13 protein-coding genes are annotated in these 15,550 nt (G+C 46.5%); 7 read left to right on the top strand and 6 right to left on the bottom strand.

All coding sequences use genetic code 11. The annotated features are described in order from the left end of the window. The first annotated feature begins 371 nt into the window (after window positions 1–371). Window positions 372–3,545, top strand: coding sequence for a S8 family serine peptidase (locus tag ACLSU7_RS01590; RefSeq protein ID WP_413293768.1), 3,174 nt, complete (start codon window positions 372–374; stop codon window positions 3,543–3,545). 80 nt (window positions 3,546–3,625) lie between these two features. Here ACLSU7_RS01590 and ACLSU7_RS01585 read toward each other — a convergent pair whose 3' ends face one another. After that, entirely contained in the window at window positions 3,626–3,847 is a 222-nt protein-coding gene (locus tag ACLSU7_RS01585; protein WP_413293767.1) for a hypothetical protein, read from the bottom strand. Between the two features lie 196 nt (window positions 3,848–4,043). Further along, window positions 4,044–6,065: a response regulator gene (locus tag ACLSU7_RS01580; RefSeq protein ID WP_413293766.1), complete on the bottom strand. Its 2,022-nt coding sequence runs from the start codon at window positions 6,063–6,065 to the stop codon at window positions 4,044–4,046. A gap of 241 nt (window positions 6,066–6,306) precedes the next feature. On the opposite strand from ACLSU7_RS01580, the gene ACLSU7_RS01575 reads away from it, so the two are divergent. The 6 genes from ACLSU7_RS01575 (at window position 6,307) to ACLSU7_RS01550 (ending at window position 9,992) form a co-directional block, all read left to right on the top strand. Further along, the gene (locus ACLSU7_RS01575; RefSeq protein WP_413293765.1) at window positions 6,307–6,576 is read left to right on the top strand and encodes a hypothetical protein; all 270 of its coding nucleotides are present in this window, start codon (window positions 6,307–6,309) and stop codon (window positions 6,574–6,576) included. Window positions 6,577–6,710: 134 nt separating this feature from the next. Beyond that, complete coding sequence (locus tag ACLSU7_RS01570; RefSeq protein ID WP_413293764.1) at window positions 6,711–7,229, top strand: hypothetical protein; 519 nt, start codon at window positions 6,711–6,713, stop codon at window positions 7,227–7,229. 6 nt (window positions 7,230–7,235) lie between these two features. Next, window positions 7,236–7,985 (top strand): TfoX/Sxy family DNA transformation protein, encoded by a 750-nt coding sequence (locus ACLSU7_RS01565; RefSeq protein ID WP_413293763.1) that lies wholly within the window; start codon window positions 7,236–7,238, stop codon window positions 7,983–7,985. An 83-nt stretch (window positions 7,986–8,068) separates the two neighbouring features. After that, window positions 8,069–8,446, top strand: a complete 378-nt coding sequence (locus tag ACLSU7_RS01560) for a hypothetical protein (RefSeq protein WP_413293762.1) — start codon at window positions 8,069–8,071, stop codon at window positions 8,444–8,446. A gap of 135 nt (window positions 8,447–8,581) precedes the next feature. Further along, window positions 8,582–9,553, top strand: a complete 972-nt coding sequence (locus ACLSU7_RS01555) for a phospholipase D-like domain-containing protein (protein ID WP_413293761.1) — start codon at window positions 8,582–8,584, stop codon at window positions 9,551–9,553. 190 nt (window positions 9,554–9,743) lie between these two features. Further along, window positions 9,744–9,992 carry a hypothetical protein gene (locus ACLSU7_RS01550; RefSeq protein WP_413293760.1) on the top strand — a complete coding sequence of 83 codons (249 nt, stop codon included), beginning with the start codon at window positions 9,744–9,746 and terminating at the stop codon, window positions 9,990–9,992. A gap of 3 nt (window positions 9,993–9,995) precedes the next feature. Here ACLSU7_RS01550 and ACLSU7_RS01545 read toward each other — a convergent pair whose 3' ends face one another. The 4 genes from ACLSU7_RS01545 to ACLSU7_RS01530 all read right to left on the bottom strand — a co-directional run bounded on the left by ACLSU7_RS01545 (window position 9,996) and on the right by ACLSU7_RS01530 (window position 15,457). Continuing rightward, window positions 9,996–10,730 (bottom strand): lysophospholipid acyltransferase family protein, encoded by a 735-nt coding sequence (locus tag ACLSU7_RS01545; protein ID WP_413293759.1) that lies wholly within the window; start codon window positions 10,728–10,730, stop codon window positions 9,996–9,998. 3 nt (window positions 10,731–10,733) lie between these two features. Further along, entirely contained in the window at window positions 10,734–11,828 is a 1,095-nt protein-coding gene (locus ACLSU7_RS01540; protein ID WP_413293758.1) for a TIGR04552 family protein, read from the bottom strand. Between the two features lie 46 nt (window positions 11,829–11,874). Next, window positions 11,875–12,519 (bottom strand): hypothetical protein, encoded by a 645-nt coding sequence (locus ACLSU7_RS01535; RefSeq protein WP_413293757.1) that lies wholly within the window; start codon window positions 12,517–12,519, stop codon window positions 11,875–11,877. A 187-nt stretch (window positions 12,520–12,706) separates the two neighbouring features. Beyond that, window positions 12,707–15,457 (bottom strand): zinc-dependent metalloprotease, encoded by a 2,751-nt coding sequence (locus ACLSU7_RS01530; RefSeq protein WP_413293756.1) that lies wholly within the window; start codon window positions 15,455–15,457, stop codon window positions 12,707–12,709. Between the last annotated feature and the right edge of the window lie 93 nt (window positions 15,458–15,550).

The raw sequence follows: 15,550 nt of genomic DNA, 5'->3' as shown, positions 1-15,550 counted from the left end.
TACTTCCGCGCCAACAAGCCCCTAACGAGAAATTATTCCCGAACGAATCAATCAACGAGGAATCCCCGAGATGCCCCAAACGAACGAAGAAGTTTGAACCCGCGGTCCGCGGCTGACTTGGGCACAGCGGGCCGGGCCTACCACGAAGCGACCTCCGTGGGCGCCTGGATGGCGCGCACCCGCCGCAGGCGGGCCACGGCTGAGCCACGACGGCGTGTCGCGCAGAGGCAGGCCCGGAACGATGAGACCAAGGCAGACGCGGATCGCGGGTTCAAACCCTCTTATCTCCCCGAACCAGGGTCAAAAAACCCGGCACGATTATTGGATTAACCCAGAACGGAAATACTATTTCTTTGGATAGCGGTGTCTTAATGGCACTTGAACGTTTGTTGGGAGATTTGAAGATGATGAACTTAAATACACAGCAGAAATATTTTTCAACTCTCCTCATTTCACTTCTGGTTTTAGGGGGTTGCGGCCCCTCTCAGCCCGATGCACCGATCTTTAAATCAGCTCTTTTAGACGGTCTTTACAGCACTCGTCCTACAGTGGAAGAACCCGAGATCTTCATCATTAAACTTTCAACGCCCGCTCTTTTAGAAACGGCGAAAATGAAAGATGGTAAACCACAAATCAACGCCCAACAGGTTGAAGCTATCGCGGCTGAACAAGAGCAAACCGTTGCAGACCTGGCGAAAATCTCTAAAGACATTCGCGTCTTGATTCGTTACCGCCTGGTTCTAAATGGTCTGGTGGTGTGGGCACCCGCGGACGCCATTAAAAATATCAAAAACATTCCTAATGTCACCATGTCCGAAAAACCAGGCCAATTCTCTCGTCTGAATGACGAGGAAGAGGAATACAACAAGACAGGCATGGTTGGCGACAAAACCTCGGTGAAGTTTATTGGTGCTGAGGCGGCTTATGCAGAAAACATCCGTGGCCAAGGCATGCGTATCGGGGTGATCGATACGGGTATCGACTACACCCATAAAATGCTGGGCGGTATCGGCTCCCCTGAGGCTTACAAAGCTATCAATCCTTCTTCAACGACGTCAGCCTTCCCTAACAGCAAAGTCGTTGGAGGCATTGACTTGGTCGGGACTGAATACTCACCAAGCTCGCCAAATTTGAAAGCGCGCATTCCTGTACCAGATGCAAATCCGTTGGATGAAGCAACTCACGGCACCCACGTGGCAGGCACTGTTGCCGGCACGGGTGATGGCGTAAACACTTATGATGGTGTCGCGCCAGATGCAGATCTTTATGCGATTAAAGTCTTTGGTGCTAAAGGTGGCACAAGTGACGAAGTGGTTATTGCCGCTTTGGAATATGCTGCTGATCCAACAGGTGATTTAAGTTTTGATAAGCAGCTTGATGTTGTGAATCTGTCTTTGGGTTCTAATTACGGCAACCCCCACATCATGTACAATCATGCGATCAAAAATCTGGTTCGCGGTGGGACCGTGGTTGTCGCTTCTGGTGGTAACTCGGGTGATGCCGCTTTTATCGTGGGTGCTCCAGGTATTTCTGATGATGCCATTTCCGTTGCTTCAAGCATTGATAACATGACCCACAACGTATCTGCTCCGGGTGCGGAATTCTCTGCGGGCGATCAAAAGATTTTGGCAGAATACACCGAGGCCCAGTCTTCAAAACGTCTGGAAGAGATTTCTGAAGCTAAAGCTGAATTAATCTTTGTGGGACTCGCTGATAAGGACTTTGATGCAGAACAAGCAGCTCTGATTAGGGGTAAAATCGCTTTAATCGATCGCGGTGTGGTTTCCTTTTCGGATAAAATCAAACGCGCCCAGGATGCTGGCGCCATCGGTGTGGTTGTTGCCAATAATGCTCCTGGCGACACGAATGTCATGGCCGGCGATATCAAATTCGAAATTCCGGCTGTGATGATTAAGCAGGATGCAGGTCAAAAGATCAAAGCGCTTTTAGCGCAAGGTACAGTCACAGCGAACTTGAAATCTCCAACCAAAGTTGAAAAACCTTGGATGGCCGATACGATTTCTCCTTTCTCTTCACGCGGTCCCCGTTCAGAAGACGGCATGATCAAGCCCGAAATTGCAGCACCAGGGACAAACATCATTTCTGCTGCCCGTGGAACAGGTGACAAAGGTGCGAGCATGTCGGGGACCTCGATGGCAGGGCCTCATATCGCTGGCGTGATGGGACTTTTAAAACAAAAATTCCCAACGCTTTCTGTTCCAGAATTAAAATCCGTGCTTTTGGGTCACGGCAAAGTGATCGCAGATAAAGATCAAAAAACATATCCAGTGAGCCGCCAGGGTGCGGGTCGCGTGCAAGTCGCTGAAAGCCTGAAAGCGCAAGTCACAAGCTCGCCTTCGACATTGTCTTTTGGTTTAACAGATATTGAAAATTCAAAAACACTTTCCATGAATGTGACGCTGAAAAATATCTCGACGGACACGGTGACTTTGAATCCGAAATGGAAGGGGTCTGAGGCTCTTCAGGTTTCAGTACCATCCGTGACTCTTGAACCGGGCCAGACAAAAACAGTTGCGGTCACGGCAAAGGTTGTCGGCTCACTGATGAAATCTGCTAACGATGAGCTGGATGGCTTTCTGGATTTCTCTGAAGGTGAAAAAACTGTACTGCAACTGCCTGCTTTAGTAGTGGCTCGGCAGATTTCAAGAATTGAAGCGAAGTCTTTGACAGTGCTTTCTTCTTCAAAAGAAGATGCCGCTGGCAGTGCCGCTGATTTGAAACTTGTCAATAAGAGCGCCAACAAAGGAAGTGCGTATGTCTTTACTTTACTTGGTAAAGACGCTCGCAAGCTGGATCCAAAACCAGACTTAGCTCACAACAAAAACTGCGACCTGCAATCTGCGGGCTACCGTGTAATTTCTGCGGATGGCAAACGTTACCTGCAAGTCGCTTTGAAACTTTACGAAGGCATGACGACTTGGAACCGCTGCGAAGTGAATGTGCAAATCGACTCTGATGGCGATGGTATTGCCGATCAGGAATTGTCTGGTACGGTGGGCTCTGACTTGCCCGGCTACCCGGTTGAAAAATTCGTAAGTATGCTTTTGGATGCGAACCAGGCACGAGCAATTCGTAAGTCTTACGAGGAATCCGTGACAGCCGGTAAACCTGTTGTGGAAAATTACGGCCCGGCTTTGATTGATGCACTTCCAATGGATACTTTTGATAACTCGACTTTGGCGATCATTACGGCGGATACGTCCCTATTGGCGGTAGCTCCGACGGGTGAATTGAATATCAAGGTCTCTACTTCTCACAACGATTATAGTTCTGTGGAGTATGACGATTATTTGGGTAACGAGAAGTCCTGGTCCAAAATCTCTTTAAGCGAGCTGGGACAGGCCGTAACGGAAATACCAGAGGCTATTGAGCTTGCGGGTCACTCTGAAACTACTGTGCGCCTTAAAAAGGGTTATGGCACTTCAGATGTCGTGATCTATACGCCGCAAAATAAATCAGTGCGCGATGCCCTGATCGAAGATGCGCAGTCGCAAACGATCAAAGCCAAATACGACGGTCAATAAAAATAAAAAAGCGGGTTCTAAAACCCGCTTTTTTTTCGCCTGAATTTTGATAAATCCGACGTCTTATTTTGAGACAAAGACTAACGAGTCTTGGTCTCTTTGTTTTTCATTGGGGATTGCGATGTGACGTCCTGCGATTTTTCGCCGCTCATGTTCTTTTTCACCGCGCGCAAAAAAGGTGTCTCGGACACTTCCCACACCACTGCAGTTTCTTGAGCTGCATGGTTTTCAGGAGTTGTCGCACACGCTGCTAGGAAGTTCATCGCGATCAATGTTGTAAGGATTTTGATTGTGTTTTTCATCTTTGCACTCCTAACGATCTGGAATAATGATACCACCTTATCGGAATGCAAAGAACCGACCATAAGGTATTGGTGTTAAATTGGACCTGATTGTGAAGGATTGTTGAAATGGGGCACATCTGAACAATAAATGTCAGACACTGGAGCAGAAATACTAGTGTAGTTATCAATTACTTACGGGCTATTTAGGGGGGCTTTATTTCACTCGTTCTGGCGCATTTGAGTCACCATCTTTGCGGGTGAATTCCAATAGCGTTGCATACAATTGCTCGGAGACGATCGGCTTCGTTAGATAGTCATTGCAGCCGACATTAAGACACCGTTCCCGATCCTCTTTCATCGCATGGGCGGTCAACGCAACAATGGGCGCTGGGTAATGACGCTCCCGCAGTTTGCGAGTCGCGGTGTAACCATCCATGCGAGGCATTTGCATATCCATTAAGATCACATCGTAAATATTTTGCTCCGTCATTTCTAAAGCATCGATACCATCCATCGCAACATCGCAAAGGACCTGGTACTTTTTTAAGTAATGCTGAATCAAAACCAGATTGTCTTCGGAATCATCCACAATCAAAACTCTGGAACCTTGTAATCCTGCTTTCGCTTCCTCGGAAACCTTCACTGGTTCCACCGACGTCCCGCGACTGACTTCATGATGGGGAATTATCAAACGGAATACGGAACCCTCACCCAGGGTACTTCTTTTAAGGACAACATCACCGCCCAGGGAGCGCGCAAGTTTACGAGACAAAACCAATCCCAGACCGGTTCCTTCATATTTGCGAGTGCTTGAAGAATCCACCTGGAAGAAATTTTGAAAGAGGCGGCTTTGCATCTCTTCCGGAATTCCAATTCCAGAATCCGTCACTTCAAAATAAATATCATCCCCTGCTCGTCCCAGATCCACACGCACGGACCCTTCACTGGTGAACTTCAAAGCATTGTTGATTAAATTGACCAGGATTTGCTTTAAGCGATTGTGATCCGTTGCGATTTCAATTCCGCGAAGCCCCGGCTGCATATGAAATGATAACGCGATTCCGGATTTGGCTGCTTTCAAATGCATCATGCTTTCGATTTCTTCCATCAAAGAATCAAGCTTCACTCCTGTCAGCTCCACCTCGATGTGACCTGACTCAACTTTGGTGATATCCAAAATATCGTTAATCAAACGTGCCAGATTATGACCCGTGCTTTCAATGACATCGAGATACTTGCGCTTTTCTTGTTCACTGACGTGGGGATCTTTTAAGATTTCAGTCATGCCAAGAATAATACCCAAGGGAGTGCGGATTTCGTGACTCATGTTAGCCAGAAACAGAGTCTTCACCTGGTTCGCATTTTCTGCAAGCAAGCGTTGGGAGATATTCACATCCAGGTCATGACTCATTTTATTGATGGAGCGAGCAAGCTCCCCGAGTTCATCCGCCGAATGCACGGGGACGGTGATTCCCAGATTGCCCTGCCCGATTTCGCGAGTCGCTGCATTCAGCTCAAGCAAACTGCGATTCAAGTTTTTCGCAAAAGAGAATGTCAGAAACAAACCTGTCCCCTCGATGGTCACGACCGCTAAAACCAGAAGCAGCATCAATAGACGCTCAAGCCAGCGAGACCCCTCCCCCAAAACATTTGAGAATTCAGTTTCAAGCACAGTGAGCTTGGCATTAATCACATTGATCTCAGCAAGGATGCGCTTGACTTCATCAGCATCGACTGTTGGCTGAGCAAAAAGTTTTCGAAGTTCTTCAGATTTTTCAATTAAAACATTTAACAGCTCATCAGCTTCGGTCCAGGCAACCACCGCTCGCTGGATATAGGAAACTTCTCCAAATCGACGAAGCATCACGATCACTCCTGGAATATCATCAGGATGAACGCCCCCTTGAATGAATCCGGCGTACACAGCAGAAATATCGGGGTTTTGCTTCATCAACTCTAAACGGGCGCGTCGGTCGCCGTTGGGGATTTTCATGTGCTCATGAAAATCATCATAGTAATGCTTTTCTTTAGTGAAAATATAAGAAGACAGGGAATGAATTGCGTTTTTCTGAGCCTTGGACCACAAACCTTCACCGCCGACAAAGGCACGCACGGAGGAAAGTGTCGAGAGAGCGAAGACCAACGTCCCTAGCTCTATGGCAATTAACAAAGCCATTCCGCCAACGACGATGTAAAGCTTTTTAACAACCGATAGATTCTTCCAGAGATTAAACACGTTCCAATTTTCCTCAGACATACTCTTGTACGAACGAGATGGCCCCACTTCAAGGGATATTCGACTCTTGTTCGGTTGGTTACACACTCGCAATCAAGATTTAGTTTAACTGCATTTTAACGACCCCCGCCTACATGCGCATTGCGCCAATTGATTTGCTTGTTGGCGAAATTTTCAAATCAGGACTGGTGGAAATCAATCTTCGGGAGAACCATGAGGGCATAGTCTTAAGGAGGAAGTCATGAAAAAGCTTATTCTCTTCACAATCACCATGTTGTCGTTTGGTTTTGCACACGCCGAAAGATCCTTGATGGAAACCATCATGCAGGACAGAAATTCGAGCCCCGCAAAACTGGATACAACGAACGAAGCCCGTCGCGCCCGTCAAGCGAGCGCCGCTGAATACATGCGTGATCATAATCGCCCCACTGAAAGAATTTATATTGAAGAACGCATCACAGAACCAGAGTATCGCGAGCCCGGCTATCGTGCTCCAGCGGATTCTCAATAATATTTTCACGAGTGACTAAACTCTAAACAGAGTCTTTCGTCGATTGATTTTCATTCTTACCGACTGGCGGAATGAAAGTATCGACGGAAGCCTGTTTCTGGTAAAAGAGGGACTTCTGAGTTAAGGAGTTCCCGATGTTAAAACTATCTGCGGCCATTATCACAATGGCACTCTCTTTCGCTGCTTCCGCTCAACCCGTGGACGGCGACCTGGTCCTTGAATACAAACATTATTATTCTGAATTTGATAAATACGTCTGTAAAGACACGACAGAAAAAGCCATCACGATCCCTGAGGAAGTGAAGGATTTAAAGCTTTCTTTTGAAGACTTGAACGTCAGCATCTTTTTGGACAATGCAATTCTGATTGCTGAATACAAAGAAGGTGAAACAGATTGTCGTTACAGTGCTTTGTACAACATCGATAAAAACGCAAAAATTATCACTGCTGCGGAAACAAAAGCCTTTGATCTAAGCGGCGACAAGAGTTGCGAAACGGGCAAGAGCAAAGTGGATTTGTTGCTACAGAAACTTGAATACGTTGTCTTGCATGACCACATCACAGTGAAATTTCTAACTACGAGCCTTAAAGAAGTCTGCGGCGAAAATTCTGATTCCGTACTTCTTGCCTTCAAACGCATCCGGAAGAAATAATACCTCATGGCTAAGGAACCGCTCGAATTAAAATGGATTGAAAACCTTCTCCCCGAGGAAGGTTATCGACGTAAATCTATGTTTGGCGGTTTCGCCTATTACCTGGACGAGAAAATCATTCTGATCACTTTTGAAGCCGGCCACAAATCCAAGTGGAACGGCTGTATGTTTCCGGTCGAACACGAATTGCAAAGCAAAGCTCTGCAACAGTTTCCGATCCTCTCTCCCCACCCGATTTTACCCAAGTGGTTGTATCTACCCATCGAGACCGAAGGTTTTGATGAATGGGTTTCAGATATTTTGCGCGTAGCTTTACGCCCCAACAGCATCTGGGGCAGCCTGCCTAAAGAAAAAAGCAAATCAACAAAGGGCAAAACCCAAGGTCGAAAAACCGCTGTTGCAAAAGAGGTCATCAACGAAAAAATCGACACCCGTCGACCGCGAATGTTTTCCGATGATGATCCAGTCGCTGTGCTGCAAAAGGCCAAGAAACTCACGGACCTTAAGAACATCGGTCCCGTCCTTGAAGAATTGCTGCATGACGCCGGAATTAAGACGCCGCAGCAAATGCAGAAGCTGGGCTGGCAAAAAACCATGGTGAAGCTTGTGAAAGTCCACCCTAAAACAAATCACTCTATGTACGCGTACACGATTATCACAGCGCTCGAAAATAAAGATTTTGGTGGAATGTCAGAGCAGCTGAAATCAGAAGTGCGTGCCTACATGAAAACCTTGCGCGATCGCTTAAAATCGTAACCTGTTTTGATCTTGACTCGTTTTCCGGAACAGGAGCATAGTCTTTGCGTCATGACGACACTGTTAAAGTGAAAGGTTAGATTATGAAATCCGTTGTTATCGCTTCTTTGATCGCATTGTCTGCAACTGCTGCTCACGCTTCTCAAATGGACGTTCACTGCACGACTGGTGACGCTGTTATCTCTGCTGAACTAAATGTTGAAGGCAGAAACGTTACTGGAACTGTGGATGCTTCTGGTGCGGGCGTTGATTTTAAAGCTCCAGCTTCTGGCAGCTACATTTTCTACCCAGCTGGTTCTTACTATAAATTCGACGAACTTGAAGTGATCGAGTTCTGGGCGACTTCTGGTAAAAACTCTGTTGCGTTCAAATCTGTTCGCGGCGAAAAAGGTTCTTACCAACAAACTCTTTTGGTTAACAAACACACTGTTGAAGGTACTTGCGTAGTATCTAAAGAGTAGTTTTTAGATCCCTCACAAAGGAATCGAAACCCAAAAAGGCGTGTATCTTCGGATCGCGCCTTTTTTATTTTTGATTGATGACAGAACCGAGCAGTCACCCTTTGGCCCCCAAAAGCCTGGCTTTACACTATCCCCATGGCCTCACCACAAATTATTGCAGACACTGAATATCTTCCGACTCTTTTAAAACTTCTCGATCGCGCCGAGAAGACCATTGATATTATGGAGTACTCCTTTGCCATCGGAAGTGCGACGGGGCGCTTGAACCGAAACTCCGCTCCGTTTGAAATTGCCGACAAACTTATTGAGATCAAAGAATCCCTGGGTAAAAAAATACGCATTCGACTTTACATCGAGGGCTATCGCGAGACGGCATCCCGCAATATGGTTACAGCGGAATATTTAAAGGAACATGGCATTGAAGTTGTTTATGGGGCGACTCATGCCAAGGGATTTTGCATTGATAACAAATTTCTTTTGTTCGGTTCGACGAACTTAACTCAGCAATCGATTCTGAAAAATCATGAAACCAATTTGCTTTTGAACGATAAAAAAGCCATCGCCGGCTTTAACAAGTATTTTGAATTTCATTGGAAAGGGGGCGGTCACGGCGGAGTCATTCTACCTCCCCCGATGATTGCCGATGGAGTTTTTAAGGATGTATTGGTCGACATGATCGATCGTGCCGAAAAATCTTTGAATTTCTCGATTTATTTTTTTCATATTTCTGAAATTGAAAAAGCCTTTATTCGCGCGCACAAACGCAAAGTGAAAATCACGGGGTTGATTCATCATCATGACGCCTTTGCCTTAAGCTATGTTCGCCGCACCCGAGGCACTGCCGAGCGCATGAATGATGCTGGAATCAAAGATCTGCATTATGGCCCCGGCACTCTCTTCACCCATTCCAAATTTCTGGTGATGGACAATAAGGAAGTGATGCTTGGAACTGGAAACTGGCTTCACGAGGACGTCGAAGTGCACCCCCAACTCTACATCCATCTGAAAGATCCCACGCTAGCAACAAACTTAACCAAGCACTTGCAAAAAACCCTGCGTACGGTAAAGCGCCATCGCAAAGAATACACCGACAGCATTTCCATCTAAAAAAGGTGCCAGGTCCTACTTCCTGTCGCTGCGCGACAAGAAGTAGGACCTGGCACCTATTACGTGAACTGAGCCGAAGAATCTCGCAAAGGATCAGATTTTGATCCTTTTATATGCAGATTTGAGATATTGGGTCTTTTTAACGATACTTGTTTGTGTAAGGCGATGAGGCCAAACAAGGAGATCCCGGATGAAAACACTTCTTTTAACGCTATTAGTTTTAACCACGGCTCAAAAGACATGGGCTCAATCATATGAGCAACAAGAACAGGAAACAGTCTACGAGCAGTTGCTTAGACAATCTCAGGTGAAGTTATACAGAGCCAATTGCGTGCGCGTGCCCTTAGATGTTGAACCGACTTCCGTTTGCGCGGAAGACCATCTTTGGGGCGTAGGTGCAAGCGGTGGTTACATCTGCTGTCAGCACCCACCAACTTAAGAATTATTTTGCGTCAGGGAAATGTGGCAGCATCAAATTACGTACGTGTTCTTGCAATTGAGGGCGCTGTTCGATGGTGTAAGCACTTGTATCGACTGGCGGCAAGACTTCCAGAGTGATGGTACGAGTCCACACTCCCCAGTTCGGAATCCAGTTTCCTTTGGGCATAATCGCTGCGGCACCTTTCACGACGACGGGAACGATGGGTGCTTTGGCATTGATCGCGAAAATAAAAGGACCCGATTTAAAAGATCCCAAAGTCTCTTGATGCTGACGAGTGCCTTCAGGAGCTAAAGCAAATCTTTCGCCGTTGGCGATTCTTTTTTCCGCTTCTTTATAAACTTTGAATACTTCTTCGCGACGGTTGCGCGCGATGGGCAAGATACCTGCGCGTCTCATTCCCCAGCCAAAAACGGGAATATTAAAAAGTTCAATCTTTGCACCAAAACGGAAACTGCCTAAGTAACCCGACATCGCAAAAATATCAAAGAAGCTGGTGTGATTGAAAACGTAAAGGTAGCCGCCCTTAGGAACATTTTCCCAACCTTTGACGACGACTTTGACTCCGAACATCCAGCAGGTCACGCGGGTCCAGAAATAGACGATCTGATCTTCCAACCAACGGTTGGGATATACGAACGTCACGACGATCATCGCTGCAGAAGAAATTACTGTGTGAATTGGCAACAGTAGCGTAGCCAAGATCGAGCGAGGATAGGAAAGCAGCTTAAGCAACATGATTTAACTTTCGGGGAATAGACGTTTACGAGCGGCCACACGTTGGCGCTCTTTGTAGGCCTCATGCTCTGAAGGACCTGACAGAATTTTTTCGTGTGCAGATTGATCCATAATTTGAACTTCAAATGGATAAAAGAAACTGAATGCTTCTTTGCTGCCTTGAGGTTTGATGTGAATCAACTTACGAGAAATGAATTTGATAAATTTATAATCAGAGCCCGAAAAGAAATTTTCCTTACGCAGAAATTTTACGTTCTCCCCCATCTCCGACAGCTTCTGATCAAAAGCGGCCTGAATGGTTTTTTCATCCATCGTGTCCAGTCGCTGTGCGAGTTCCATACAGACCTGCATGAAAGCTTCTACGGGATAAAGATTGTTGGAGCTTTGATCCGGCATGATGTGAGGAAAGCTGATCACATTTTCGCGCACCAGGAAGCGAACCACCTGGAACGTATCAAATAGATTGCGTGTGACAAAGCGCACGCCGAGCTTATCAAAGATCTTCATTGCCAGAGCATCTGGCTTAGCTAAAAGCTTGATCACTGTGCTAGACGACGTCTTAAAGGGTTTTACTTCAAACCCCAAAAGCTCGATGGATTCCTGATTCTCCCCGTTGCACTTAAGGAAAGTTCTGTGGGTGTTGCCATCATGATAAATCGCATCTTGAAATGGTGTCAGAATCTGCGACTGAATTTCTTCAGAGAACGAACTAAAAAGATCATTCTCGGCATGAACAAAGACATGGATTCCACGTAAGATGGCACAGGCCCAACGCTGCAGACCGACCTGATCGGGATCACTGGAGCTTGCATACAATAAAAGCTGACGGATATCGCCGAGCTTTTTCGGGTCTAAGAATAACTCAGGAATGTCTACATCGTTAAAACCTAGCTTTTCCACCATCAACACCAGGGCGCGACGATGGTAGTACCAAAGTTTTTCGACGTCGTTTTTTTGATTTGTATCAAACCCGTAGCTTAGCAGGAATGCAGAAGCTTCGTCCAAAGATTGGATATTGAGTTTAGGGATATCGATCGCGGAACCACCGCCAACAACTGAACCCAGAATGGAAGAATCGAATAAAAAACGTTGAGGCATTGCCTCTATCTTATTGGGGATAGAGGCTCAGGCAAGACGCAGCGTTCTAGTTAAAGAGGCCACAAGATGGAACCCAGAATGACCCCATTGTTTGCTGAGTCAATGGGCTGTTATCCACGGAAGAGTAATTTTGGAAGTACACCGTACCAAAGGCATTTGTCGCATCATAAGAACCCGTGAAAGCAATCCAACCCAAATTGTCTTGGAAAGTCACTGTGAAGGTTCTGTTGTTTTTATTCACAGAGCCTGCGTAGGCAGAAGTAAATTGCACTTCATAAGGTGGAATTTCTTTGCCGTTTTCTACAGTACCAACCAAAGAATCTCTGATTTGAACTAAAACTTTAGAGGATGTTTTATCGATTTGCCCCGAAGCATCGAATCTTAGGTTCATAGTGACGAATACACCATTTGCCTGGCTTCCCGTTGCATCGATATTACCGAAGCTTGTGCCCGGAAGTGTTGTTGAGACAAAGATCTTAACTTTGCTTTCAAAAGAACTCGCCGCGCTTGATCTGTCATAGATACGACCGATGGCCGAGGCACCTGTTGTACAAGTGGAGTTTGTTGTCACTTCACCGCCACGACCGGCAACACGAACGGAGGATTCGCCTTTCTTTGCGCAGGCAGCAAGTCCCATGGACAAAGCCATCACAGCACCCAGAGCAAGTTTGGTAAAGATTGACGATTTCATAAAAGCCTCCTGCACAGACAAGAGGCAAGCATTGGACCATCCGGGCCCTACTTATATTCGAGATGAATGGGAAATCCCGTCTCAGAGTGAGACAGTCACTTGGCGACTGACAATTTCGGGAAGCAGATGGATAGTTTTAGGTCAGGGCTCCAGATTGGAAACCCTGACGATCATATTAGGAAAAAAGCTATTTAACAGCTTCGATGGCTTGAAGAACTTTGACTTGAGCTGCGACCCAGTTTGCACCTGTTGCATCCACCAGACCGGCTTTCAACAACTTGCCAGCAAGATCCGCCTGCTCTGCCGTCGTCAATGTCTCGATATTCAAGGTCGCATCCACTTGATGCAAGAACTCATTGATAGTCCCTGCCAGAGCCGCTTGCACCTGGGCACGCTTTGTATCCATCGCAAAAGTCACCCCTTGGGACGACAGGATCGAAAGCAAGGAGATACGCTCTTTCGCATTCAAGAATGGAATTGGCAACTGAGCTTTTTTAGCACCGCCCTCGCCCACTTGAACATCCAAAGCCTCTTTGCTGACCAAAACCAGATCCAAAGCAATATTGCCCAACATGTCGGCGTCAGCTTGTTTGACCACGTCGATCGGAAGGATCTTATTCATCACTTTCACAGTGCCATCATCCGCTTTGACTTGGCCTTGAATCATTGGCAACAAATCGCGAACGGCGGTGAAGATGATTTTCTTATTAGCTGCGGTGATGTCTTGGTAAAACTTAAGCACTTTTGCTTGTTGTTCTTCGGTTAAAGTATACTCACGACCGGATAAAGTTTTACCCTTAGCCATGATGCCGCTTTCTTTCAAAGCCGTGACTTCTTTTTCAAACCAATCCACATCGATCTGACCTTGAGAGTTGCGCAAAACACCATTTAACATCGCTGCATAGCCACCGACTTTATCAGTGATGCCATCCAGTCCTTGAAGGTATTTTGCCGTCTCTGCCAAGTGAGCCAGACGCAGTTCTGCAAAAGAAGCATCCTGTCCCGTGCGAGCTGTGAGGATATTTCCGCTTTTCACTGCATCCAGGGAAACCAAGGCTGGAACTTTCGCAGAACCCGTACCGATGACTTGGGAAATATCAAATAAAGCATTGCCGACGAATCCGTAATCGATCGCAGCTGTGCCCCACTTGTAAGTGTCGTTGATAACAATATCTAGATTATTCACCACTTCTGGCTGATCACCTGGGTACATGCGACCAATGATCGAAGCGAACAAGACTTTCACTAAGCCCGTTTTCTCATCACGGCCATCCAAGTATTTTCTTAACAATGGATTGTTACCGTTATCAAAACGCTCGCAACCATAGATCGACATCTTTTGACTGTTCGCCAAAGAGATATCTTCGTCCGTGCAGAATTGAGAGATTTTGGTATCCAGAGCCTTATCGTCATCAGAGTAAGCCCAGTCCATCGCCATCTTGTCATAAGAAAGTGCTGCATGTTTGATATAGGCTGAACTTAACACGTTATCAATACCGCTCACATAGTCCATGATACTGGTCGTCGTCTCAAGACCTGGATGATTCGGGTTTTTCAAATATGTTTTGGCAGAGTCATAGATTTCTTTTGTCGTCGCTTTTGCAGAGAAAGATCCTGCAAAGTTATGACGAAGACCCAAAGCATGACCCAATTCATGGGCTACCGTCGCGCGAACGCTGTCTTGTCCCAGGCGGAGTCTTTGAGAATCAGAAGCCTCGCGAGAAAGCTTTTGCAATTCCTTGATCGTATCGCTGAAATCACAAGCCATTGCACCTGTTGCCACCGGTGAACCACCATTTAACAAGACCAGATCAGAGGAACCCACTTTCGTAAAGACCGAAGGCATGAACACCTGGGCACGCAACAACTCCCCCGTCATTGGATCGGATTGACTGATGGCATAAGCGGCACCTGCATCAAGCCATGTCACCCAGCGAATCATGATGGTGTGATCTTTAGGAGGAGCCTGAGGGTCTACCCCGGTTTCAACAGCCACGACGTCTTTCCCAAATACTTTATTCCAGTAAAGAGCGCCCTCTTTAACAGCCTGAACATAGTCTTCAGGAACCGCCGCAGAGATGCGCACGGTGATCGGTTCACGATCGTCCGAGATATCCCATTTTGCGATGTACTTTGTAACATCTTTGCTCATCGCCGCTTTCGCTACGCGAGTCACAAAGAAACCTACCGAGCGGGATGCATCGGCAACTTTAGGTTTAAATTGTGATTGCAAACGGTAAGCGCGGATCTGGATGTTCATTGCCAGGGTTTCTTCCACGCTTTCGATGGCGATTTTGTTCGCGCCCGCACCTTTACCAAGCTGGCTTTGGATTTTAGAAATCTGCTCAAGCTCGATGCTGTTATTCGTGATTTTGATATTGCGCGTGTACGAATCCAAAACCGGAATCGACGGCAATGATGTTTCAGTCAATGGCTCATTCAAACCCGGGCCCGAATCGATATCATAGGCATTTTGCGCGATCAGTGTTTTGAGTCCACGGCCCCAATCAAAAGTAATTGTTTCTGTGTCCTCACCCACGATGCGGAATGTTTGCACCAGGCTCTCGGTTTTAAGCTCATCGTAAATGCTATTGTAGTTTTGCCCTAAAAGCGCCAAGCGGCTTCCGGATTTTTCAAAGCTCACCACTTGCGGTTTTAGATCGTACCACTGAGGCGTGGCACCGCCGGTTTTGCCTGAAGCAATCAACAAAAAGATTTTACCCAAAGAGGATTTATTGATCGTTAAGCACGTCGCTTTTTCGCACTGGGCCGCGATCTCCGCCGATTGCGTTCCAGGGATGGAGAAGGAGTCCACGATTTGCTTCGGAGCTTGCTTTTTCTCTATGACAGGATTCACTTCGAAACCGTTTGTACAGCCGGTTACAGCAGTGATTGAAAGCAGTGCGACGAAGACAGAAATGTTTTTAGAAAAGGACATTCTAGAGCCCCTCCATTTTTCAGGTGTCTTTATCTCAAAAAAAGGCCAAGATCAAAAGGCACCTTAGAAAAAAGTAGCAATCGTCAACCTTTT

Source organism: Bdellovibrio sp. HCB185ZH, from assembly GCF_047302455.1.
GTDB lineage: Bacteria > Bdellovibrionota > Bdellovibrionia > Bdellovibrionales > Bdellovibrionaceae > Bdellovibrio.
Note: the sequence above shows the minus strand (reverse complement) of the source record. Positions and strands in the feature narration are given on the sequence as shown.